The 23,069-nt window shown below is 70.9% G+C and carries 22 protein-coding genes and 1 tRNA gene; 10 read left to right on the forward strand and 13 right to left on the reverse strand.

Features of this window, described 5'->3' with window-relative positions; all coding sequences use genetic code 11:
• The first annotated feature begins 49 nt into the window (after window positions 1–49).
• Together WBQ80_RS02410 and WBQ80_RS02415 are read left to right on the forward strand one after the other, a co-directional pair.
• Complete coding sequence (locus WBQ80_RS02410; RefSeq protein WP_336570911.1) at window positions 50–949, forward strand: sulfurtransferase; 900 nt, start codon at window positions 50–52, stop codon at window positions 947–949.
• A 35-nt stretch (window positions 950–984) separates the two neighbouring features.
• On the forward strand, window positions 985–1,425 hold the full coding sequence (locus WBQ80_RS02415; RefSeq protein WP_442892671.1) for a SufE family protein: 441 nt from the start codon (window positions 985–987) through the stop codon (window positions 1,423–1,425).
• A 22-nt stretch (window positions 1,426–1,447) separates the two neighbouring features.
• On the opposite strand, the gene WBQ80_RS02420 is transcribed toward WBQ80_RS02415, so the two are convergent.
• Window positions 1,448–2,620, reverse strand: a complete 1,173-nt coding sequence (locus tag WBQ80_RS02420; RefSeq protein WP_337282451.1) for an alpha/beta hydrolase — start codon at window positions 2,618–2,620, stop codon at window positions 1,448–1,450.
• A gap of 103 nt (window positions 2,621–2,723) precedes the next feature.
• Between WBQ80_RS02420 and WBQ80_RS02425 the strand changes: the two genes are divergently transcribed.
• The 5 genes from WBQ80_RS02425 to WBQ80_RS02445 all read left to right on the forward strand — a co-directional run bounded on the left by WBQ80_RS02425 (window position 2,724) and on the right by WBQ80_RS02445 (window position 8,494).
• A complete protein-coding gene (locus WBQ80_RS02425; RefSeq protein WP_336570914.1) occupies window positions 2,724–3,311 on the forward strand; it encodes a DUF3000 domain-containing protein in 588 nt (195 codons plus the stop codon).
• Window positions 3,304–4,461 carry a ribonuclease D gene (locus WBQ80_RS02430; RefSeq protein WP_337282452.1) on the forward strand — a complete coding sequence of 386 codons (1,158 nt, stop codon included), beginning with the start codon at window positions 3,304–3,306 and terminating at the stop codon, window positions 4,459–4,461. Before WBQ80_RS02425 ends, WBQ80_RS02430 begins: the two co-directional genes overlap by 8 nt.
• 78 nt (window positions 4,462–4,539) lie before the next feature.
• Window positions 4,540–5,748 carry a thiolase family protein gene (locus tag WBQ80_RS02435; RefSeq protein WP_336570916.1) on the forward strand — a complete coding sequence of 403 codons (1,209 nt, stop codon included), beginning with the start codon at window positions 4,540–4,542 and terminating at the stop codon, window positions 5,746–5,748.
• An 8-nt stretch (window positions 5,749–5,756) separates the two neighbouring features.
• Complete coding sequence (locus WBQ80_RS02440; RefSeq protein ID WP_336570917.1) at window positions 5,757–7,895, forward strand: 3-hydroxyacyl-CoA dehydrogenase NAD-binding domain-containing protein; 2,139 nt, start codon at window positions 5,757–5,759, stop codon at window positions 7,893–7,895.
• A 68-nt stretch (window positions 7,896–7,963) separates the two neighbouring features.
• A complete protein-coding gene (locus tag WBQ80_RS02445) occupies window positions 7,964–8,494 on the forward strand; it encodes a dihydrofolate reductase family protein (RefSeq protein WP_336570918.1) in 531 nt (176 codons plus the stop codon).
• A gap of 16 nt (window positions 8,495–8,510) precedes the next feature.
• Here WBQ80_RS02445 and dxs read toward each other — a convergent pair whose 3' ends face one another.
• The 5 genes from dxs to dut form a co-directional block, all read right to left on the reverse strand.
• Complete coding sequence (gene dxs, locus WBQ80_RS02450; protein WP_336570919.1) at window positions 8,511–10,454, reverse strand: 1-deoxy-D-xylulose-5-phosphate synthase; 1,944 nt, start codon at window positions 10,452–10,454, stop codon at window positions 8,511–8,513.
• Window positions 10,455–10,582: 128 nt separating this feature from the next.
• Complete coding sequence (gene acnA, locus WBQ80_RS02455; RefSeq protein WP_336570920.1) at window positions 10,583–13,393, reverse strand: aconitate hydratase AcnA; 2,811 nt, start codon at window positions 13,391–13,393, stop codon at window positions 10,583–10,585.
• 155 nt (window positions 13,394–13,548) lie between these two features.
• Window positions 13,549–14,334, reverse strand: coding sequence for a DUF3159 domain-containing protein (locus tag WBQ80_RS02460; RefSeq protein ID WP_336570921.1), 786 nt, complete (start codon window positions 14,332–14,334; stop codon window positions 13,549–13,551).
• Complete coding sequence (locus WBQ80_RS02465) at window positions 14,331–14,951, reverse strand: DUF3710 domain-containing protein (RefSeq protein WP_336570922.1); 621 nt, start codon at window positions 14,949–14,951, stop codon at window positions 14,331–14,333. Before WBQ80_RS02465 ends, WBQ80_RS02460 begins: the two co-directional genes overlap by 4 nt.
• Window positions 14,948–15,406, reverse strand: coding sequence for a dUTP diphosphatase (gene dut / locus WBQ80_RS02470; protein WP_336570923.1), 459 nt, complete (start codon window positions 15,404–15,406; stop codon window positions 14,948–14,950). Before dut ends, WBQ80_RS02465 begins: the two co-directional genes overlap by 4 nt.
• Before the next feature lie 38 nt (window positions 15,407–15,444).
• Here dut and WBQ80_RS02475 point away from each other — a divergent pair, with 38 nt between their 5' ends.
• Window positions 15,445–15,909 (forward strand): DUF3093 domain-containing protein, encoded by a 465-nt coding sequence (locus WBQ80_RS02475; RefSeq protein WP_336570924.1) that lies wholly within the window; start codon window positions 15,445–15,447, stop codon window positions 15,907–15,909.
• Here the strand turns inward: WBQ80_RS02475 and WBQ80_RS02480 are convergent.
• Window positions 15,906–16,199 (reverse strand): DUF4193 domain-containing protein, encoded by a 294-nt coding sequence (locus WBQ80_RS02480; protein WP_067947173.1) that lies wholly within the window; start codon window positions 16,197–16,199, stop codon window positions 15,906–15,908. The two genes, WBQ80_RS02475 and WBQ80_RS02480, sit on opposite strands and share 4 nt — an antisense overlap.
• Before the next feature lie 191 nt (window positions 16,200–16,390).
• On the opposite strand from WBQ80_RS02480, the gene sepH reads away from it, so the two are divergent.
• Window positions 16,391–17,503: a septation protein SepH gene (gene sepH / locus WBQ80_RS02485; protein ID WP_336570925.1), complete on the forward strand. Its 1,113-nt coding sequence runs from the start codon at window positions 16,391–16,393 to the stop codon at window positions 17,501–17,503.
• A gap of 97 nt (window positions 17,504–17,600) precedes the next feature.
• Window positions 17,601–17,885 (forward strand): hypothetical protein, encoded by a 285-nt coding sequence (locus WBQ80_RS02490; protein ID WP_336570926.1) that lies wholly within the window; start codon window positions 17,601–17,603, stop codon window positions 17,883–17,885.
• Between the two features lie 77 nt (window positions 17,886–17,962).
• On the opposite strand, the gene clpX is transcribed toward WBQ80_RS02490, so the two are convergent.
• The 6 genes from clpX to WBQ80_RS02520 all read right to left on the reverse strand — a co-directional run bounded on the left by clpX (window position 17,963) and on the right by WBQ80_RS02520 (window position 22,964).
• Window positions 17,963–19,240 carry an ATP-dependent Clp protease ATP-binding subunit ClpX gene (gene clpX / locus WBQ80_RS02495; protein ID WP_336570927.1) on the reverse strand — a complete coding sequence of 426 codons (1,278 nt, stop codon included), beginning with the start codon at window positions 19,238–19,240 and terminating at the stop codon, window positions 17,963–17,965.
• A 138-nt stretch (window positions 19,241–19,378) separates the two neighbouring features.
• Window positions 19,379–20,047 (reverse strand): ATP-dependent Clp protease proteolytic subunit, encoded by a 669-nt coding sequence (locus tag WBQ80_RS02500; protein ID WP_067947168.1) that lies wholly within the window; start codon window positions 20,045–20,047, stop codon window positions 19,379–19,381.
• Window positions 20,048–20,064: 17 nt separating this feature from the next.
• The gene (locus tag WBQ80_RS02505; RefSeq protein WP_336570928.1) at window positions 20,065–20,670 is read right to left on the reverse strand and encodes an ATP-dependent Clp protease proteolytic subunit; all 606 of its coding nucleotides are present in this window, start codon (window positions 20,668–20,670) and stop codon (window positions 20,065–20,067) included.
• A 105-nt stretch (window positions 20,671–20,775) separates the two neighbouring features.
• Window positions 20,776–21,282 carry a tetratricopeptide repeat protein gene (locus WBQ80_RS02510; protein WP_336570929.1) on the reverse strand — a complete coding sequence of 169 codons (507 nt, stop codon included), beginning with the start codon at window positions 21,280–21,282 and terminating at the stop codon, window positions 20,776–20,778.
• 86 nt (window positions 21,283–21,368) lie between these two features.
• The gene (gene tig, locus WBQ80_RS02515) at window positions 21,369–22,838 is read right to left on the reverse strand and encodes a trigger factor (RefSeq protein WP_336570930.1); all 1,470 of its coding nucleotides are present in this window, start codon (window positions 22,836–22,838) and stop codon (window positions 21,369–21,371) included.
• Between the two features lie 51 nt (window positions 22,839–22,889).
• Window positions 22,890–22,964 (reverse strand) — tRNA-Pro (locus WBQ80_RS02520).
• Window positions 22,965–23,069 lie beyond the last annotated feature (105 nt).

Below are 23,069 nucleotides of genomic sequence, written 5' to 3' on the forward strand. Positions count from 1 at the left end.
CCGGCTCCCCGTCAGCCTCGCCCGATCGGGCGACCACAGGAGGTTCCCCATGCCCGTCGAGTTCGACCCCGCCGCCAAGCTGGCCGAGTACGCGCACCCCGAGCGTCTCGTGACCACCGACTGGCTCGCCGAGCACCTCGGCCGGCCCGGGCTCGTCGTCGTCGAGTCCGACGAGGACGTGCTGCTCTACGAGACCGGCCACATCCCCGGCGCGGTCAAGGTCGACTGGCACACCGAGCTGAACGACCCGGTGGTGCGCGACTACGTCTCGAGCGAGCGCTTCGCCGAGCTGCTCGGCTCGAAGGGCATCTCGCGCGATTCGACGGTCGTCATCTACGGCGACAAGAACAACTGGTGGGCGGCCTACGCGCTGTGGGTGTTCACGCTGTTCGGCCACGACGACGTTCGCCTGCTCGACGGCGGCCGCGACAAGTGGATCGCCGAGGGGCGACCCCTCACGACCGACGCGCCCGAGGTCGAGGCCGTCGAGTATCCCGTGGTCGAGCGCGACGACTCGCGCGTCCGGGCGTTCAAGGACGACGTGCTCGCGCACCTCGGCAAGCCGCTGATCGACGTGCGATCCCCGGAGGAGTACTCCGGCGAGCGCACGACGATGCCGGCCTACCCCGAGGAGGGCGCGCTGCGTGCCGGCCACATCCCGACGGCGGCGTCCGTGCCGTGGGCACGCGCGGCCGCCGAGGACGGCACGTTCCGCACGCGCGCGGAACTCGACGCGATCTACCGGGGCGAGGCCGGCCTGCAGGAGGGCGACGAGGTGATCGCCTACTGCCGCATCGGCGAGCGCTCGAGCCACACGTGGTTCGTGCTCACGCACCTGCTCGGCTTCGACCGGGTGCGCAACTACGACGGATCCTGGACCGAGTGGGGCAGCGCCGTCCGGGTGCCGATCGTGACCGGCACCGAGCGCGGCGAGGCGCCGGGGCGCTGAGCCCGCGTCCATCCTCGGGTGCGAGAATGTCGGCGATGGATGCCACGACCCTGCCCAGCGCACTCGCCGAGACGCGCGAGGACTTCCTCGCGCTGGGCGTGAAGGACCGCCTGACGCTCCTGCTCGACTTCTCGAACGAACTGCCCCAGCTGCCCGAGCGCTACCGCGACCACCCCGACCTGCTCGAACGCGTCGAGGAGTGCCAGTCGCCGGTCTACATCTTCGTCGAGGTGGACGACGCGGGGCTCGTGCACATGCATGCGACGGCTCCGGCCGAGGCGCCGACCACGCGCGGGTTCGCGTCGATCCTCGCGCAGGGCCTCGAGGGGCTCACGCCGGAGCAGGTCTTCGCGATCCCGGCCGACTACCCGCAGTCGCTGGGGCTCGGCGAGGCGGTGTCGCCGCTGCGCGTGCGGGGCATGTCGGGCATGCTCGCCCGGGCGAAGCGCCAGCTGCGGGAGCGGCTCGCGTCCTGACCCAGTCGCGCGGGGCCGGGCTTCAGCGTCCGGCGAGCCAGTCGCGGACGAGGCCGTTCCAGCGGTCGGGGTCGTGGTTCCACAGCTTGGTGTGCCGCGCGTCGTCGAAGACCTCGAACTGGACGAGGTCGGCGCGGACGGCCGCGAGCCGGCGTGATCCCTCGATCGGGACGAACCCGTCGTCCTCGCTGTGCATGAGCAGCACGGGCACGTCGAGCTCGTCGGCGCGGGCGACCGCGTCGAGCGCCTCGAGGTCGATCGGCGCCGCGAGACCCGTCAGCGTGCCGCCCACCGGAGCGCTGAGCACGCGCGCGACGGCGCCGCCGAGTTCGGCCGGCCACCCGAGCGCGCGCGCCTGGAAGCGCAGGATGTCGGCCCAGTCGACCGCGGGCGACTCGAGGATGAGCCCGACGAGGTGCTCGCGGACCTCGGCCGAGCGGAAGACGGTCTGCAACGAGATGGATCCGCCCATCGACCACCCCATGAGCACGATGCGCCGGGCGCCGCGGCGGACGGCGAACCGCACGGCCGCGACGACGTCCTCCCACTCGGTGCCCCCGAGGCCGTAGCGCTTGTCCTCGCTCTCGGGCGCCTCGCCGTCATTGCGATAGGAGATCAGCAGGGTCGACCACCCGGCCTCGCGCGACGGTTCGACGGCGCGGAGGCCCTCGTGCCGCTTGGCGCCACGGCCGTGGACCTGGATCACCCAGTCGGGCGACACCGCGCCCGTGTCATCCGTCGCCGGCACGAACCACGCGGGCGCGGGACCGAGCGGCGTGTCGACGACCACGTTCTCGTACCGCTCCGCGACCTCCCACGGGCCGAGGTGGTACCAGCCGCTGACGCGCCCCCGGGTGGCGCGGTCGAGTCGGCCGAAGTCGACGGAGTCGATGCCGCGGCGCACGCGGTGGCCGTCGTCGTCGATGACGTCGCCGATCCGGGCGTAGCCGGAGTCGTGCTCGAACCAGAGCCCGTACCGCCCTCGCAAGCGGGCGTCGTCGGATGCCGCGAGCACCACCTCGCCGGCCGCGAGGTCGACGCGCTCGAGTCGCTGGTCGTCCTCGCGGGGCGGTTCGGGGCTCACCACACGCCGCGCGAACACCACGGCGGTCGCGGTCGCCGCCGCCACGAACGCGGCGCCGACGAGGGCCACCCCGCCGAGGACGGCGGTCACCGGGCCGATCGCCCGATCCACCCGTGGCATCCCGACCCCCGATCTGCGCTGCGCCCCGATCCGGCGCGGGGCCCTCGCGGCGTGCCGCCGACATGCCCCTGGTTGCAGACTCTAGTCTGCACACGTGTCCGACTCGGCGTTGCCACCCCCGGAGTTCGCCGCGGCGCTCGAATCGCTGCGTGCGGCGGAGCCGCGCCCGGAACTGCGGGTGTCCGAGATCGCGGCGCCGTCCTCGCTCGCGCCGTGGGCGGTCGCGCTCGCTGCCGACGTCTCGCCGGGCCCGCACGGCGAGGACTCCGACCTCGGCACCGGGCGGTTCGTGCTGCTCCACGACCCCTCCGAGCCCGAGTCGTGGGGCGGCCGCTTCCGCGTCGTGTGCTTCACCCAGGCCCCGCTCGAGACCGACATCGGCGTCGACCCGTTCCTGGCGGATGTCGCGTGGTCGTGGCTCGTCGACGCGCTCGACGCGCGCGGGGCCCGCTACGTGGCGGCGTCCGGGACCGTCACCAAGATCCTGTCCACGGGGTACGGCGAGCTCGCGCGCCAGGGCGACGGAGCCCAGCTCGAGCTGCGCGCGTCGTGGACGCCGCTCGACGAGCACGCCGCGCCTCATGTGGAAGGGTGGAGTGAGTTGTTGTGCATGCTGGCGGGGCTGCCTCCCCGAACCGAGGGGGTGACGGCCCTTCCCCGACGGAGGAGGAACCGTGGCTGACGAGTTCCGCGTGATCGAGACCCGCGAGGCGTACGGCGAGGCCGTCGAGCGCATCGCGGGCGGCGTGGGCCCGGTGGCCGTCGACGCGGAGCGGGCCAGCGGCTTCCGCTACTCGCAGCGCGCGTACCTCATCCAGCTCTTCCGCCGCGATGCGGGCACGTTCCTCTTCGACCCGACGACGATCGGCGGATTCGACGAGCTGCAGTCCGTCATCCGCGACGAGGAGTGGGTGCTCCACGCCGCGAGCCAGGACCTGGCCTGCCTCCGCGAGGTCGGGCTCGACCCGGCCGCGATCTTCGACACCGAACTGGCCGCCCGCCTGCTCGGCATGCCGCGCGTGGGGCTCGCCTCCGTCGTCGAGGAGCTGCTCGACATCCGCCTCGCGAAGGAGCACTCGGCCGCCGACTGGTCCACCCGCCCGCTGCCGCAGTCGTGGCTTCGCTACGCCGCACTCGACGTCGAACTGCTCGTCGACGTCCGCGACCGGCTCGCCGAGCGCCTCGTGGACGCGGGCAAGGAGGAGATCGCGCGCCAGGAGTTCGACGCCACGGTGCACCGCGAGGCGAAGCCGCCCGCCGCCGAGCCGTGGCGCCGGCTGAGCGGCATCCACGCACTGCGGTCGCCGCGGAACCTCGCCGTCGAGACCGACACCGCACCGGGGCGGCTCGTGCCCGACGCGTCGATCCTCGCCGCGGCGAAGGCGCTGCCGGAGTCGAAGCGGGCCCTCGCCGACCTCAAGGCGTTCAACGGCCGGGCGAGCCGGACCGAGATCGACCGCTGGTGGGCGGCCATCGAGGAGGCGCGGACGGCCGAGCCCCCCGCGAGCCGCGTGCCGAGCGACGCTCCCCCGCCGCCCCGCTCGTGGGCGGCGCGCAACCCCGAGGCCGATGCGCGACTCCGGCTCGCCAAGGCCGCCGTGACCGAGGTCGCGGAGCAGTTCGCGATGCCCGTCGAGAACCTCCTCACGCCCGACCACCTGCGCCGGCTCGCGTGGCATCCGCCCGTCGAGCCCACGCCGGAGGCGGTGTCGGATGAGCTCGCCGACCTCGGCGCGCGGCCGTGGCAGATTGCCGCTACCGCACAGATAATCGCGGCCGCTTTTGTGAAGGCGACACAATCGCTCGAGGATGCCGCGCACGACGCTTCGTAGGAACCGCCAACCGATTCCACCGGCCCGCGGGCGCGTTCCTAGGATCGGGTGATTCCTCATTCGAAAGGGAGCTGCAGCGTGGCTGAACGAGCTGACGTCGTGTTCGTCGACGGGGTCCGAACCCCCTTCGGCAAGGCCGGCGAAAAGGGCATGTACTGGAACACCCGAGCCGATGATCTGGTCGTGAAGGCGATCGTCGGACTCCTTGAACGCAACCCGAGCGCCCCGAAGGAGCAGATCGACGACGTGGCCATCGCCGCGACGACGCAGACGGGCGACCAGGGCCTCACCATCGGCCGCACGGCCGCCATCCTCGCCGGACTGCCGAAGTCGGTGCCCGGGTTCGCGATCGACCGCATGTGCGCCGGCGCCATGACCTCGGTCGCCATGCTCGCGGGCTCGATCGGCTACGGCCAGTACCGCCTCGCGATCGGCGGCGGCGTCGAGCACATGGGGCACCATCCCATGGGCAGCGGCGTGGACCCCAACCCCCGCTTCGTCGCGGAGCGCATGGTCTCGGAGGACGCGCTGGTCATGGGCGCCACCGCGGAGCGCATCCACGACCGCTTCCCGCACCTGACCAAGGAGCGCGCCGACCGCTACGCGCTCGGCAGCCAGCGGAAGACCGCCGCGGCCTACGAGGCCGGCAAGATCCAGCAGGACCTGGTGCCCGTCGCCATCCGCACCGCCGAGGGCTGGGGCCTCGCGACGCGCGACGAGGTCATGCGGCCCGAGACCACGATGGAGGGCCTCGCCGGGCTGAAGACGCCGTTCCGGCCGCACGGCCGGGTCACGGCCGGCAACGCGTCGGGCCTCAACGACGGCGCCACCGCGGCGCTGCTCGCGAGCGCCGACGCCGCGAAGGAGTTCGGACTCGGCGTGAAGATGAAGCTCGTGAGCTACGCCTTCGCGGGCGTCGATCCCGAGATCATGGGCATCGGACCGGTCCCGGCGACCGAGAAGGCGCTGCGCCTCGCCGGCCTGAAGATGGACGACATCGGGCTGATCGAGGTCAACGAGGCGTTCGCCGTGCAGGTGCTCTCGCTGCTCGACCACTACGGCATCGACGACGACGACCCGCGCGTGAACCCGTGGGGCGGCGCGATCGCCGTCGGCCACCCGCTCGCCTCCTCGGGCGTGCGCCTGATGAACCAGCTGGCCAGCCAGTTCGCCGAGCGCCCCGACGTCCGGTACGGCATCACGACCATGTGCGTGGGCCTCGGCCAGGGCGGCACGATGATCTGGGAGAACCCGAACTACTCGCGCAAGGCCGCGAAGAAGGCCTGAGGGGAACGATGACCGACTACACGAAGATCGACTTCACCCAGCTCGCCGGACTGTTCGAGGACGAGGTCGTCACGCACTCCCACGTGCGCGACATCCCGATCTCCGAGGGCCGTACGCTCGCGCTCGTCACGCTCGACAACGGGCGCGACCACACGAGGCCGAACACGCTCGGCCCGAACACGCTCCTCGAGTACGCCGGAGTCCTCGACCGGCTGGCCGAGCGCGCCGCGGCCGGCGAGATCCACGCCGTGGCCGTGACCGGCAAGCCGTTCATCCTCGCCGCCGGCGCCGACCTCTCGAAGGTGTCCGAGCTGCCCGACCGCGAGTCGGCGCTGCGCATCGCGCAGCTCGGCCACTTCGCGCTCGGCAAGCTCGCCCAGGTCGGCGTGCCGTCGTTCGCGTTCATCAACGGCCTCGCCCTCGGCGGCGGCGTCGAGATCGGACTGCACGCCGACTACCGCACGGTCGACGCCTCCACGCCCGCGCTCGCCCTGCCCGAGGTGTTCCTCGGCATGATCCCGGGCTGGGGCGGCGCGACCCTCCTGCCGAACCTCATCGGCATCGAGAACGCGCTGAAGGTCGTGGTCGAGAACCCGCTCAAGCAGAACCGCACGATCAAGGCGGCCGAGGCGCTCGAGCTCGGCATCGCCGACGTCATGTTCCCGTCGGTGAGCTACCTCGAGGACTCGATCCGGTGGGCCGACGACGTGCTCTCCGGGCGCATCAAGGTCAAGCGACCCCACGAGCCCGGCAAGGTCGAGCGCCTCGTCAAGTGGGATGCCGCGATCGGCATCGCCCGCAAGATGCTGCAGAACCGCATCGGCACGGTGCCGAAGTCGCCGTACGCGGCCCTCGAGCTGCTGAAGGCGGCGAAGTCGGGCACGCGCGCCGAGGGCTTCGAGCGCGAGGACGAGATGCTCGCCGACCTCGTCTCGGGCGATCAGTTCCACGCCTCGATGTACGCGTTCAACCTCGTCCAGAAGCGCGCCAAGAAGCCCGCCGGCGCACCCGACAAGGCGCTCGCCAAGCCCGTCACCAAGGTGGGCGTGCTCGGCGCCGGGTACATGGCCAGCCAGTTCGCCCTGCTGTTCGTCCGTCGGCTGCAGGTGCCGGTGGTGATCACCGACCTCGACCAGGCGCGCGTCGACACGGGCGTGGCGTACATCACGGGCGAGATCGACACGCTCCGCGAGAAGGGCCGCATCTCCCCCGACGAGGCGAACCGCCTGAAGGCGCTCGTGCACGGCACGACCGACAAGTCCGAGTTCGCCGACTGCGACTGGGTCATCGAGGCCGTGTTCGAGGAACTCGAGATCAAGCAGCAGGTGTTCGCCGAGGTGGAGCAGTTCATCTCCCCCGAGGCGATCCTCGCGACCAACACCTCCTCGCTCTCGGTCGAGCAGATCGGCGCGAAGCTGCAGCATCCCGAGCGCGTGGTGGGCTTCCACTTCTTCACGCCCGTGGCGGTCATGCCGCTCATCGAGGTGGTGACCACGTCGGAGACGGATGACGCGACGCTCTCGACCGCGATGGTCACCGCCGCGAAGCTCAAGAAGAACGCGGTCATCACCGCCGACACCCCGGGCTTCGTCGTGAACCGGCTGCTCGCGGTACTGCTCGGCGAGGCCATGCGCGCCGTCGACGAGGGCACGCCCTTCGAGACCGTCGACGAGGCGATGGCCCCGCTCGGCCTGCCGATGGCTCCGTCGCACCTGCTCGACCTGGTGGGGCTCAAGGTCGGCGCGCACGTGCTCGACACCCACCACGCGGCCTTCCCCGACCGGTTCTACCGCTCCGAGAACCTGCACCGGCTCGCCGAGTACGGCACGCTGCTCGAGAAGGACGACAAGGGCAAGGTGAAGGGCTTCGACAAGGGCGCGATGAAGATCGTGTCCGGCGGAAGCACTCCGTCGGCGCCCGACGAGATCCTGACGCGCCTCCAGGACGGCCTCGCCCGCGAGGCGCGGCTCATGCTCGACGACCGTGTCGTGACCGCGGCCGAGGACCTCGACCTGTGCATGATCCTCGGCGCCGGATTCCCGTTCCAGATGGGCGGCCTGACGCCGTACCTCGACCGCGTGGGCGCCTCGGAGCGCGTCTTCGGCGACACCTTCCACCACCCGCCGATCCGGGGCGTCGACGCCTGATCCCCGGCCGAGTGCTCCGCGAGCGGCCCCCGACGCACGATGTCGGGGGCCGCTCGTATGCTCGCGGGATGACGCGGATCCAGTACTACGTGGCCTCGACGCTCGACGGGTTCATCGCCGACGAGCACGATGACCTGGGCTGGCTGCTGCAGTTCGGCATGGAGGCGTTCCAGTCGTCGTACGACCGGTTCTTCGCCGAGGTGGGGTCGCTCGTCCTCGGTGCGACCACGTACGAGTGGGTGCTGCGCGAGGGCGGCGGGTGGCCGTACGGTTCGCTCCCGACCTGGGTGCTCACGCATCGCGCCCTCGCGGTCCCCGAGGGCGCTGACATCCGCTTCGCCTCGGGCGACATCGGCCCCATCGCCGATGCGGCGACCGCGGCGGCGGCGGGCCGGAACGTGTGGGTGATCGGCGGCGGCCCGGTCGCCGCGCAGTGCCTCGAGGCCGGGCGACTCGACGAGCTGCTCGTCACCTACATGCCGGTCGCGCTGGGCCGCGGGCGCCCGCTGCTGCCGGTCGGCGCGGTCACGCCGCCCATGCGTCTCACGGGAGTCACCCGGCTCGGCGACGCGGTCGAGCACGTCTACCGCATCGAGTGAGCGCGAGCGCCTCCGGTCAGACCCGGGGCTGCGGCGCGGTGTCGGTCGGAAGCTCGACGCCCGCGTTCCGCGCGTGCGGGAGCTTGCTGCCGAGCACCATCGCGGTGACGTCGCGTGCGATGTGCTGCGGCGTGAGTCCAACACGCTCGAGGATGTCGCCCCGCGCACCGTGGTCGAGGAACTCGTCGGGCAGTCCGACCTCGGTCACCGCGGTGTCGACGCCCGCCTCGCGCAGGTCCTGGCGGATCCGCGTGCCGATGCCGCCGACGCGGATGCCGTCCTCGATGCTCACCACGATGCGGTAATCGGCCGAGAGCTCGACGACGCTCCGAGGAACCGGGACCACCCAGCGCGGATCGACGACCGTCGCGCCGATGCCCTGCGCCTCGAGTCGCTGGGCCACCTCGAGTCCGATCCCGGCCATGGGGCCGACCGTGACGATGAGCACGTCGCGGCGCTCGGACTCGACGAGCACGTCGACCCCGTCGCTCGTGCGGCGAACGGCCTCGTACTCGGTGCCGACCGTGCCCTTCGGGAACCGCAGCACGGTCGGACCGTCGTCGACGCGGACCGCCTCGCCGAGCTCCTCGGCCAGGCGCACCGAGTCGCGCGGTGCGGCGATCCGGATGCCGGGCACCACCTGGAGGATCGACAGGTCCCAGACGCCGTGATGGCTCGGACCGTCGGGGCCGGTCACGCCGGCGCGGTCGAGCACGAACGTCACACCCGCCTTGTGCAGCGCGACATCCATCAGCACCTGGTCGAAGGCGCGGTTGATGAACGTCGCATACACCGCCACGACCGGGTGGAGGCCTCCGAACGCGAGGCCCGCCGCCGAGGTCGCGGCGTGCTGCTCGGCGATGCCCACGTCGAACACGCGTGCCGGGAAGCGTTCGGCCATGCGGTGCAGGCCGGTCGGGCGGAGCATGGCCGCGGTGATGCCGACGAGTCGCTCGTCGCGCTCGGCGAGGCTCACGAGCTCGTCGGCGAACACGCCGGTCCAGGACGGCGCCGAGGCCTTCTCGATCGACTCGCCCGTCTCGGGATCGATCTGGCCGACCGCGTGGAACTGGTCGGCGACGTCGCGACGGGCGGGCTCGTAGCCACGGCCCTTGTCGGTGATCGTGTGGACGATGACCGGGGCGCCGTAGGACTTCGCCTGCCGGAGCGCCTCTTCGACCGCGCGCTCGTCGTGGCCGTCGATCGGGCCGATGTACTTGATGTCGAGGTTGGAGTACAGCGCCTCGTTGCCGCTGAACCGGCTGAGGAACCCGTGCAGGCCGCCGCGGACGCCGCGGTAGAACGCGCGGCCGGGCGAGCCGAGCTTGTCGAACGCGCTCCGGCTGCGCAGGTGCAGCGTGCGGTACGACTGCTTCGTGCGCACGGAGTTGAGGAAGCGCGCCATGCCGCCGATGGTCGGGGCGTACGAGCGCCCGTTGTCGTTCACGACGACCACGAGGTTGCGGGTGTTGTCGTCGGAGATGTTGTTCAGCGCTTCCCACGTCATGCCGCCCGTGAGGGCGCCGTCGCCGACGACGGCGACCACGTGGCGGTCGCCCTGCCCGGTCATCTCGAACGCCTTGGAGATGCCGTCGGCCCACGAGAGGGAGCTCGACGCATGGGAGCTCTCGACGACGTCGTGCTCGGACTCCGACCGCTGCGGGTAGCCCGCGAGTCCGCCCGTCTGCCGGAGGGTGCTGAAGTCCTGGCGTCCGGTGAGCAGCTTGTGCACGTACGACTGGTGGCCGGTGTCGAAGATGATGGGGTCGCGCGGCGAGTCGAACACGCGGTGGATCGCGATGGTGAGCTCGACGACGCCGAGGTTCGGTCCGAGGTGACCGCCGGTCTTGGAGACGCTCGCGACGAGCACCTCGCGGATGTCGCGCGCGAGTTCCTCCAGCTGGTCGTGGGAGAGGGCGTCCAGGTCGCGGGGACCGCGGATCGTGTCGAGCAGCCTCATTCGTCGTGCCTCCGAAGACGTGGGCGTCGCCGCCCCGGGGTTCGTAGAAGTCTACGCCGGGCTGTCTGGGAGCCCGGGCAGAGAACGAGGGCGGCGAGCCGTGCTCGCCGCCCTCGTCGTTCCGTGCGTCAGACCAGGCTGCGCAGCACGTACTGCAGGATGCCGCCGTTGCGGTAGTAGTCGGCCTCGCCGGGCGTGTCGATGCGGACGACGGCGTCGAACTCCACCGTCTGCTTGCCGGCGGGCGAGTGCTCGCTCGGCTCGGCCACGACGTGGACCGTCTTGGGCGTGACGCCCTCGTTCAGCTGCTCGAGCCCCGTGATGGAGACCACCTCGGTGCCGTCGAGCCCGAGGGAGTCGGCCGACTCCCCCGCCGGGAACTGCAGCGGCACGACGCCCATGCCGATGAGGTTCGAGCGGTGGATGCGCTCGAAGCTCTCGGTGATGACGGCCTTCACCCCGAGCAGGCTCGTGCCCTTGGCCGCCCAGTCGCGGCTGGAGCCGGAACCGTATTCCTTGCCGCCGAAGATCACGAGCGGCGTGCCCTGCGCCTGGTAGTTCATCGACGCGTCGTAGATGAACGACTGGGGTGCGTCGGCCTGCGTGAAGTCGCGCGTGTAGCCGCCCTCGACCCCGTCGAGGAGCTGGTTCCTCAGGCGGATGTTGGCGAACGTGCCGCGGATCATGACCTCGTGGTTGCCGCGGCGCGAGCCGTAGGAGTTGAAGTCCTTGCGGTCGACGCCGTGCTCGGTGAGGTAGCGGCCCGCGGGGCTGTCGGCCTTGATCGAGCCGGCCGGCGAGATGTGGTCGGTCGTGACCGAGTCGCCGAGCCTCGCCAGCACCCGGGCGTTCGCGATGTCGGTGACGGGCGTCGTCTCGAGCGTCATGCCGTCGAAGTACGGGGGCTTGCGCACGTAGGTCGACTCGGCGTCCCACTCGAAGGTGGCGCCGGTCGGCGTCGGCAGGTTGCGCCACCGCTCGTCGCCCTCGAAGACGCTCGCGTACTGCCGGGTGAACATCTCCTCGTTGATCGACTCGTCGATGGTCTTCTGGACCTCGGCCGCGTCGGGCCAGATGTCCTTCAGGTAGACGTCGTTGCCGTCCGAGTCCTGCCCGAGCGGGTCGGTCTCGAAGTCGAAGTTCATCGACCCGGCGAGCGAGTACGCGATCACGAGCGGCGGGCTCGCGAGGTAGTTCATCTTCACGTCGGGGTTGATGCGGCCCTCGAAGTTGCGGTTGCCCGAGAGCACCGCGGTGACGGCGAGGTCGTTCTGCTGCACCGCGGCCGAGACCTCCTCGATGAGGGGCCCGGAGTTGCCGATGCAGGTCGTGCAGCCGTAGCCGACGGTGTAGAACCCGAGGTCCTCGAGGTCCTGCGTGAGCCCGGCCTTCTCGTAGTACTCGGTGACGACCTTCGAGCCCGGGGCGAGCGTGGTCTTCACCCACGGCTTGGCCTTCAGTCCCTTCTTCACCGCGTTGCGGGCGAGCAGGCCCGCGGCGAGCATGACCGAGGGGTTGGAGGTGTTGGTGCACGAGGTGATCGCCGCGATCGTGACGGCGCCGTGGTCGAGCGTGTAGCTCGCGCCGTCCGGGGTCTGCACCGGGGTCGGCTTCGAGGCCGTCTTCGGGGCGTGCGAGCGGTGGGTGTGCACGTGGTGGTTGTGCTCGTCCTCGGGCGTGTTGCTGGGCGGGTCGGAGGCCGGGAAGGACTCGGCGACCTCGAGGTCGACGAGGTCGTGCTCGACGTCGGCGTAGTTGGTCAGGTCAAGCTCGAACTGCGACTTGGCGGACGAGAGGACGATGCGGTCCTGCGGGCGCTTCGGGCCGGCGATCGAGGGGACGACCGTCGCGAGGTCGAGCTCGAGGTACTCGGAGAACACGGGCTCGGTGTCGGGGTCGTGCCAGAGCTTCTGCTCCTTGGCGTAGGCCTCGACGAGGGCGAGCTGCTCGTCGCTGCGACCGGTGAGGCGCAGGTAGTCGACGGTGACCTCGTCGATCGGGAACATCGCGGCGGTCGAGCCGAACTCGGGGCTCATGTTGCCGATGGTCGCGCGGTTGGCGAGCGGCACGGATGCCACGCCCGAGCCGTAGAACTCGACGAACTTGCCGACCACGCCGTGCTTGCGCAGCATGTCGGTGATCGTGAGCACGACGTCGGTGGCGGTCACGCCGGTGGGGATCTCGCCCGAGAGCTTGAAGCCGACCACCTTGGGGATGAGCATCGAGACGGGCTGGCCGAGCATGGCCGCCTCGGCCTCGATGCCGCCGACGCCCCAGCCGAGCACGCCGAGGCCGTTGACCATCGTCGTGTGCGAGTCGGTGCCGACGCACGTGTCGGGGTAGGCGCGCGTGACGCCGTCCACGTCGCGGTGGTAGATGACCTTCGCGAGGTGCTCGATGTTGACCTGGTGCACGATGCCCGTGCCCGGGGGGACGACCTTGAAGTCGTCGAACGCGGTCTGGCCCCAGCGGAGGAACTGGTAGCGCTCGCCGTTGCGCTCGTACTCGATCTCGACGTTGCGCTCGAGCGCGTTCTCGCTGCCGAACAGGTCGGCGATGACGGAGTGGTCGATGACCATCTCGGCCGGCGAGAGCGGGTTGATCTTGTTGGGGTCGCCGCCGAGGGCGACCACGGCCTCGCGCATGGTCGCGAGGTCGACGATGCAGGGCACGCCGGTGAAGTCCTGCATCACCACGCGGGCCGGCGTGAACTGGATCTCGGTGTCGGGCTCGGCCGTGGGAACCCAGGAGCCGAGCGCCTCGATCTGCTCCTTGGTGACGTTCGCGCCGTCCTCGGTGCGGAGCAGGTTCTCGAGGAGGACCTTCAGGCTGAAGGGGAGCTTCTCGTGACCGGGGACCGTGTCGATCCGGTAGATCTCGTACGACTGGTCGCCGACCTGGAGCGTGTCCTTCGCCCCGAAACTGTTCACTGCAGACACGGTGTCCTCTCCTTCGCGGATGCCGCCCGCGCGGCGGCGCATGACGGTGCTCGTCGTGATCCGTTGCCCGTCCCGAGCAAGGCTAGTGCAGCGCCCCGCCTGCCGACAGGCTCACTCCGGCATCCGGAAATTATCTTGATATCGAGATAACTCTATCACTCGCCGGAGGTGCCGCGTGCCGGGTAGACGACACGCACGACGAGCCACGAGAAGACGAGGAGCAGCGCGTAGAGCGGCACGCCCATGAGCAGGCGGGTGGCCCCGAGCGCCTCGACGTTGCCGGCGAAGTAGAACGGGAGCTGCACCACGAGGCGCGCGACGAACATGCCGAGCCACACGAGCGTCAGCAGCTGCATCGCCCGGTACTTGCGGCGCTGTTCGCGCCACGCCGTGCCGTCGCCCATCAGGAAGCCGACGATCAGGCCGACGAGCGGCCAGCGCACGAGCAGCGAGATGAGGATCGCGATCGCGTAGGCGGCGTTCGTGTAGAACCCGATGAGGTAGTTGTCCTCGGCGCGACCGGTCCACAGTGCCAGGGCGGCGGATGCCGCGACGCCGATGAGGCCCGCGATCGCCTGGGTCGGCTGGCTGCGGGTGGCGAGCCGCGCGACCGTGAAGACCACGGCGAGGCCGAGCGACGCGACGAGCGCCCACACGAGCTCGCGAGCGAAGGTGTACGTCACGAGGAACACAAGGCCCGGCAGGATCGCCTCGGCGAGGCCCCGGACCCCGCCGAGCGCGCCGATGAGGTCGGCCGGCGTCAGCGTCTCGTCGCGCGCGATCCGCCCGAGGCCGGATCGCTCGGCCGCCGCCGCCAGCTGGCGGGCGAACTCGTCGGACGTCTCGCCCGAGTGGTCACCGGGCGTCGTCGGGACGCCCTCGGCCTCCCGACGGGCGACGTCGTCCGCGCTGGGCTCCGCGTCGGGTTCGTGCGACGTCACGCGGCGGGACCGCCCGAGGACGGCGCGGGCATGCGCAGCGGGATCAGGTCGCGCGGCGGCATCGGAGTGTCGCCGCGGACCACGACGATCGAGCGGAACAGGTCCTCGACCTTCGCGGCCGCGGTGGGGTCGGCCGCCGCCTCGCCCGCGATCACGCCGCGGAGGAACCAGCGCGGGCCGTCGACCCCGATGAAGCGCGCGAGCCGGACCTGTCCGGCCTGGCCGTCGGCCGTGGTCACCGGGATCTGCGCGAGCAGCTCGGGTCCGAACGAGCCCTCGCGGACCGTGGTCGTGCCGCCCTGGCGCGCGATCTGGTCGGCGATCTGGGCCCGGATCTCATGCCAGAGCCCGCTCGAGCGGGGCGCGGCGAACGGCTGCACCTGCAGCGTGGAGTTGGCGTAGTCGAGGCCGACCGCGACGACGCGCTTCGTGCCCTCCTCGACCTCGAGGCGCAGGTGGAGTCCCTCGCGGGGCAGCACCTTCACGCCGCCCAGGTCGACGTACGGACGGACCGGGTTGGCCTCCGACTCGTCGAGCGGTCCGTTGGCGGACCGGTCGGCGGGTGCCGACTTGGGCTGGTCGACGGGGAAGTCGTCGATGTTCTCGATGTCGCTCACGCGTGTGCTCCTGACTGGTTCGCCCCGAATCCGGTGGACCCGAATCCTCCCTCGCCGCGGAGGCTTCCGGGCAGCTTCTCGACCTCCACGAACCGCGCCCGGCTGACGGGCATGACCACGAGCTGCGCGATCCGATCGCCGGGCTCGATGCGGTACGCCTCGCGGGCGTCGGTGTTCAACAGTGCGACCTTGATCTCGCCGCGGTAGCCCGCGTCGACGGTCCCCGGGGCGTTGACGATGGTGATGCCGTGCTTGAAGGCGAGCCCCGAGCGGGGCACCACGAAGGCGACGTAGCCGTCGGGCAGCGCGATCGCCACGCCCGTCCCGACCGTCGCGCGCCGGCCGGGCTCGAGGACCACCGCCTCGGCGGCATGGAGGTCGGCTCCGGCGTCACCGGGGTGGGCGTAGCCGGGCACGCGGTCGGCCGTGATCAGCACATCGACGGAATCGGTCACCGTACGAGGGTAGTGCAGAAGTCTGGTCTGATAGATCCATGCCCGAGTACCGCGAACGCCTGTGGCCGACCCCCTGGATCTACCTCATCAGCCTGCTGCTCATCCCCGCGAGCATCCTCGTCCTCGCCCCGGTCTCGGTTCCGGCGGGCGTCGTCACCGGCGTCCTCATGTACGCGGCCGTCGCCGGGTCGCTGACGCTCACCGCGCCGGTGATCGAGGTCGCCGGCGGCGTGCTGCGCGCGGGTCGCGCCCGGGTCCCGCTCGACGACGTCGGCATCGCGGCCGCGGCGGCAGGCGAGGACGCCCGCGTCGAACGCGGGACGGGCCTCGACGCACGCGCGTTCCTGGTGATCCGCGGCTGGATCCGCGATGTCGTACGGGTGCCGATCACGGATGCCGCCGACCCGGCGCCGTACTGGCTGCTGTCGACGCGGCATCCGAATGAACTGGCCGCCGCGATCAACGGATCGCGGCGGCCGGTGGTCGATGAGGAGCGGGCCTAGGCGGCGCACTCCTGGCAGATGGGCCCGAGCTTGGTCTCGTGGTCCATCTGGGAGCGGTGCTTCACCAGGAAGCAGTTCACGCACGTGAACTCGTCGGCCTGCGGGGGCAGCACGACGACGTCGAGCTCGACGTCGGACAGGTCGGCGCCCGCGAGGTCGAAGCTGCCGGGGTTGTCGGCGTCCTCGACGTCGACGGCGCTCGACATCTTGTCGGGCACGCGCTCCTTGAGGGCCTCGATCGACTCGGAGTCGTCTTCGGTCTTCCGCGGCGCGTCGTAGTCCGTTGCCATTCCCATCCTTTTTTCCGGTGCCGAGGGTTCGGCCGCCATAGTCTGCATCAAATCAATGGCGTTAGCAAACCATTCCGGAGCCGTTCGTTCCGGTTGAATGCACAACTCGCGGCGCGCCCGCCGTATTCCCGGGCGCCGGGGCGAGCCGTGGCATCCTTGGGCGGAGACGAAGGCACGGAAAGGCTCTCGCGATGCAGGAACTGAAGGTGATCGGTGTCGAAGACGGCGCCCTCGTCGCAGCCTCCGAAGACGGGGCGCGATTCCGGATCGAGATCGACGAGGTGCTCCAGTCGCGCATCCGCCACGCGATCCCCGAGACCCACGCGGGGCCGAGGCTCTCCCCGCGCGAGGTCCAGGCGCACATCCGGTCGGGACTCTCGGCTGAAGAGGTGTCGGAGCTGACCGGCGCGTCCGTCGAGTTCATCCGAAGGTTCGAGGGGCCGGTGATCGCCGAGCGCGAGCACATCGTGACCTCCGCCCTCGCGGTGCCCATGCACGGCCCCGGCGACGCCGACGGCGACGAGCCCGCGTCCTTCGGCAGCGTGGTGCGCGAACGCCTGGCGGGCCTCGGCGCGCACGGCGAGCGGTGGGCGAGCTGGAAGGACGAGGAGCTCGGCTGGATGGTCAAGCTCGAGTTCACGGCCGACGGCATCGACCACGACGCCCGCTGGTCGTTCGAGCCCCGGAAGCAGGCGCTGCACCCGCAGAACGCGGATGCCGCGACGCTGTCCAAGCAGGGCGAGGTCCGCGGCGGCATGATCCCCCGACTGCGGGCGGTGTCGCCCGATGACGAGTCGTCGCGGTTCGACAGCGGGGCCTTCACGTTCGAGGCCTCCGACACGGCCGACGACGACACCGCGCCGCAGCCCGAGTTGATCGCACCTCGTGCGGCCGCGCCGGCGTCGAGCGCCGCAGTCGCCCGCGCGGCGATCAAGCGCGCCGACGAGCCGGCACCGCCGACCGGCGAGACCGCCGACCTGCTCGAGGCGCTCCGGCGACGCCGCGGTGAACGCGAGTCGGTGTCCGGTGCGAGCGAGCGGATGCCGCAGCCCGCGCCGTTCGCGCCCGCCGCCGCTCCCGGTGTCCAGGCCGAGCCGACCGCGACGCCCGGCGCGCTCACCCCCGAGCCGCCCACGGCGGAAGCGGACGATGCGCACGCCGAGGAGAGCCGTGCCGGCGCTGCCGCGCGCGCATTGTGGGGCGGGAAGGCGTCGGGGACGACGCGGGCCAAGAAGGGCCGCGCCGCGATGCCCAGCTGGGACGAGATCGTCTTCGGGGCACGCACCGACGACGACCTAGCCTGACCCGAGCCGGCACCCCAGGCCCGGGGCGGCCCTGTCCAGCGTGCCCGGACGCTGGTAGGATTCGAACACAGTTTCGAATCATGCTGCGGAGGTCGAGATGCGGCGCACGGTCGAACCGGCGGAGGTCTGGACGGGCGCGACCGGTGCGCCCGAGCGCCTGGTGTGGCGCGCTCGCCGGTACCGGGTGAGCGACACCCCCACTCCCCTCGTCGGACCGGCCGACTGGTGGCATCCGTTCGACGGCCACGACGTGTCCCCGGGCCGGCCTCCCCTGGCGATCAGCGGCTGGCGATTCCAGGCCAGCACCGACGACGGCGAGACGCACGTGTTCGATGTCGGCAACGACGGCCGGCACTGGCACGTGCTTCGAGTCTTCGACTGAACCGCGCGGTGCCGCAGCGACCAGTCCCGTCTGGCCGGAGCCGGACCCGGGCGCAGCCGTGCGGGCAGCCCCGCGGGCTACGCGGACTTCTCGGCGCGACGCGGCTTGGACGGCACGATCGTCGGCGCGGCGTTGTCGATGACCGTCTCCTTCGTGACGACCACCCGGGCCACGCCCGTCGTCGAGGGCACCTCGAACATGATCGGGCCGAGGACTTCTTCCATGATGGCGCGGAGGCCGCGGGCCCCGGTCTGCCGGAGCACCGCCAGGTCGGCGATCGACTCGAGTGCGGCGTGCTCGAACTCGAGCTGCACGCCGTCGAGCTCGAACATGCGCTGGTACTGCCGCACCAGGGCGTTCTTGGGCTCGGTGAGGATCTCCATCAGGGCCGTGCGGTCGAGGGGCGTGACGGTCGCCACGACGGGGAGCCGGCCGATGAACTCGGGGATCAGGCCGAACTTGTGCAGGTCCTCCGGGAGGACCTCGCTGAAGAGCTCCGCCTCGTCCTGCTTCGAGTGGAGCGGGGCACCGAACCCGATGCCGCGCTTCCCGGCCCGTGACGAGATGATGTCCTCGAGTCCGGCGAACGCGCCCGCGACGATGAACAGCACGTTGGTCGTGTCGATCTGGATGAACTCCTGGTGCGGGTGCTTGCGGCCGCCCTGCGGCGGCACCGAGGCGACCGTGCCCTCGAGGATCTTCAGGAGCGCCTGCTGCACGCCCTCGCCCGACACGTCGCGCGTGATCGAGGGGTTCTCGGCCTTGCGCGCGATCTTGTCGACCTCGTCGATGTAGATGATGCCCGTCTCGGCCCGCTTGACGTCGTAGTCGGCGGCCTGGATGAGCTTGAGCAGGATGTTCTCGACGTCTTCGCCGACGTATCCCGCTTCGGTGAGCGCGGTGGCATCGGCCACGGCGAAGGGCACGTTGAGCTGCTTGGCCAGGGTCTGCGCCAGGTAGGTCTTGCCGCAGCCCGTCGGGCCGATCAACAGGATGTTCGACTTGGCGATCTCGACGTCGTCGTGGGCGCGGTCGGCCGACGCGATCGACGCCTTCGCCCGGACACGCTTGTAGTGGTTGTAGACGGCGACGGCCAGTGCGCGCTTCGCCGCCTCCTGGCCGATCACGTACTCCTCGAGGAAGCCGAAGATCTCCTTCGGCTTCGGCAGGTCGAATTCGCCAGACTCCGCCTCGCCGGCCTCGGCGAGCCGCTCCTCGATGATCTCGTTGCAGAGCTCGACGCACTCGTCGCAGATGTACACGCCGGGACCGGCGATCAACTGCTGCACCTGCTTCTGGCTCTTTCCGCAGAAGGAGCACTTCAGCAGGTCAGCACTCTCCCCGATCCGTGCCATCGTTCCCTCCTCGAAACGCGTCTGGCTCCGAGCCTAGCCCGAGGTGGGCCGGGCGGGGCCGATCCGCCACGGTTTGGCGGAAACGCGACGAACGAGGGGCGGATGCGTCATCCGCACCCGCCCCTCGGACGTCGTCGATCAGCGCGCGAGCGCCGGCAGCGTCTTGCGCGACGTGAGCACCTGGTCGATCAGGCCGTACTCCTGCGCCTCGGCGGCCGACAGGATCTTGTCGCGGTCGATGTCGGCGTTGACCTGCTCCATCGTCCGGTTGGAGTGCTTCGAGAGCGTCTCCTCGAGCCACGTGCGCATGCGCAGGATCTCGGCCGCCTGGATCTCGATGTCGGACGCCTGGCCGTGACCGGCCTCGCCCATCGCCGGCTGGTGGATCAGCACGCGCGCGTTCGGCAGCGCGAGGCGCCGGCCGGGCGTGCCCGCCGCCGCGATCACCGCCGCCGCCGAGGCGGCCTGGCCGAGCACGACCGTCTGGATCTGCGGACGGATGTACTGCATCGTGTCGTAGATCGCCGTCATCGCGGTGAACGAGCCGCCGGGCGAGTTGATGTACATCATGATGTCGCGGTCCGGGTCCATCGACTCGAGCACGAGCAGCTGCGCCATGATGTCGTCGGCCGAGGCGTCGTCGACCTGCACGCCGAGGAAGATGATGCGGTCCTCGAAGAGCTTGGCGTACGGGTCCTGGCGCTTGTAGCCGTAGGCGGTGCGCTCCTCGAAGCTCGGCAGGATGTAGCGCGAGCCGGGGGCCTGGACGCCGCTGAACGCGGTGCCGCCGAAAGCGGGGATGTTCATTCGCTGTTCTCTCTTCCTCAGGCCTGGGTGTCCTCGAAGCCGGGCTGCGTGCCGCCGCCGCCCGAGACGTCGAGCGCGGACTCGCGGATGTGGTCGACGAAGCCGTAGTCGAGGGCCTCCTGCGCGTTGAACCAGCGGTCGCGGTCGCCGTCGCGGTTGATCTGCTCGACCGACTTGCCGGTCTGCGCGGCGGTGATCTCCGCCAGGCGCTTCTTCATGTCGAGGATGAGCTGCGCCTGGGTCTGGATGTCGCTCGCCGTGCCGCCGAAGCCGCCGTGCGGCTGGTGGAGCAGCACGCGCGCGTTGGGCGTGATGTACCGCTTGCCCTTGGTTCCCGCGGTGAGCAGGAGCTGCCCCATCGAAGCCGCCATGCCGATGCCGACCGTCACGATGTCGTTCGGGACGAACTGCATCGTGTCGTAGATGGCCATGCCCGCCGTGATCGACCCGCCGGGCGAGTTGATGTAGAGGTAGATGTCCTTCTTGGGGTCTTCTGCGGCGAGGAGCAGCAGCTTCGCGGCGATCTCGTTCGCGTTGTCGTCGCGCACCTCCGAGCCGAGCCAGATGATGCGGTCCTTCAGCAGTCGATCGAACACACTGGGCTGCAGTGTCGGTTCGGCCATGGATTTCGCTCCGTTTCGTTCGTGCGTTGTGTCGAATCTATCCGGTGCAACACGCGCGAACCGGGCTGTTCGCCGTCGGCGGATGCCGCGGCGTGGGACCCCGCATCAGGCGAGCGCCGTGCCGCCGTCCGGGGCCAGGACGTCGAGTTCCCGCGCGTAGGCCTCGACCGCGCGGCGGTACTGCGTCAGATGCGGCGCGAGCGCCACGAGGGCGACGGATGCCGCGGCATCCGCTCGACCGGAGGAGGCGAGCGCGAGCGCCCGGAACGCCTCGACCGCGTCGGCGAGGTCGCCGGCGTCGGCACGCACGGCCTCGAGCAGCTGGAGGGCCTCGCCCGGTCGCCCGAGGGTGCGGACCGTCGAGGCGAGCTGGATGTGCGCCTCGACGCGCGCCCGGCCGGACAGGCCGAGCTCGAGGGCGCGCCGGTATCGCGGCTCGGCCTCGTCCTCGCGGCCTGCCGAGTCGCGGGCGCCCGCGGCCTCGAACGGCCCGCGCGGGTCGTCGGGCGGGAGCTCGGCGACGAGCGCGTCGATCTGCTCGATCACGCCCTCGTCGCCCAGCTCGGATGCCGCGTCCCACACGGCGTCGATGAGGTGCTGCCAGTCGTCCACGGTTCCTCCTCGGCCGCCCGGAGACGACGGACGGGGCCGGGCACGAGGGCCCGGCCCCGTCGCGTGGTCGCTCGGGTCGTCGCCGACTACTCGGCGTCGGCCTTCTTCGCGGTGCGCTTGCGCGCGGGCTTCTCCGCCTCGGCGGGGGCGTCCTCGGCGGGCGCCTCCTCGGCCGCGGCGGCCTTCTTGGTCGAGCGCTTCCGAGCGGGCTTCGCCTCCTCGGCGGGGGCCTCCTCGGCGGGCGCGGTCTCGTCGGCCGTGTCGCCCTCGGCCTCGTCCGCCACGGCGGTGAACTCGGCGAGGTCGACCGGGTTGCCCGCGGCATCCTTCACCGTGGCCTTGCCGAGCGCGATCGCGAGCGCCTTGTTGCGCGCGACCTCGCCGACCATGGCCGGAATCTGGCCGTTCTGGCTGAGGATCTGCACGAACTCGTTCGGGTCCATGCCGTACTGCGCGGCGCCCTGGACGAGGTACTGCGTGAGCTCCTCCTGGCTGACCTGGACCTTCTCCTTCTCGGCGATCGCGTCGAGGACGATCTGGGTCTTGAAGGCCTTCGTGCTGGACTCGGTGACCTCGGCGCGGTGCTCGTCGTCTTCGAGGCGGCCCTCGGACTCGAGGTGGCGGTGCACCTCGTCCTCGATGACGCTGTCGGCGACGGGGACGTCGACGAGCTCGAGGAGCCGGTCGACGAGGAGGTCGCGGGCCTGGCTGCCCTGGCCGAAGGACTTGTTCTTCGCCACCTGCTCCTTGAGGCTCGCGGTGAGCTCGTCGAGCGTGTCGAACTCGCTCGCGATCTGCGCGAAGTCGTCGTCGGCCTCCGGGAGCTCGCGCTCCTTGACGGCGGAGACGGTCACGGTGATCTCGGCGGTCTCGCCCTGGTGCTCGCCGCCCAGGAGCTTGGACTCGAAGGTCGTGGTCTCGCCGGCCGTGAGCGAGTCGAGCGCCTCGTCGATGCCCTCGAGCAGCTCGCCCGAGCCGAGTTCGTAGGAGACCCCGCTCGCGGTGTCGACCTCGGTGCCGTCGATGACCGCGACGAGGTCGAGGGTCACGAAGTCACCGGTCTTCGCCGGACGGTCGACGGTGATGAGCGTGCCGAAGCGGCTGCGCAGGCGCTCGAGCTCCTCGCTGACCTCGTCGTCGCCGACCTCGACCGAGTCGACGGTCAGCTCGAGGCCGTCGTAGGCGGGAAGCTCGATCTCGGGACGGACGTCGACCTCGATGGCGAGGAGCAGGTCGCCCGAGAAGTCCTTCTCGTTCGGCCACTCCACGATGTCGGCCGAGGGACGGCCGAGCGGGCGCAGCTCGTGCTCGTTCACCGCGGCGCGGTAGAAGCCGTCGAGGCCCTCGTTGACCGCGTGCTCGAGCACGGCGGCCTTGCCGACCCGCTGGTCGATGATGGGCGGCGGCACCTTGCCCTTGCGGAAGCCGGGCACGGCGATCTGCTCGGCGATGTGCTCATAGGCGTGGGCGATGCTGGGCTTCAGCTCCTCGGGCGTCACCGAGATGGTGAGCTTGGCGCGCGTGGGGCTCAGCTTCTCAACCGAAGTGGTCGGCATGGGGAAGATTCTCCTGTTTGGTGGAAGTTCGTGTCGAGCCGAGGCGACTCGTCGGGGCGACAGGATTCGAACCTGCGACCTCCCGCTCCCAAAGCGGGCGCTCTAGCCAAGCTGAGCTACGCCCCGAGCCGTCGGCTTGACTCGTCGTCCGCCCACGTCGGCATGCCGGAGCACGACGAGGTGGGGATGGACCCCGGAAAGTCTACTGCACGACCCGTGTGCCGCCCTGAC

It is taken from the genome of Agromyces sp. CCNWLW213 (assembly GCF_037199545.1).
Taxonomy (GTDB): domain Bacteria; phylum Actinomycetota; class Actinomycetes; order Actinomycetales; family Microbacteriaceae; genus Agromyces.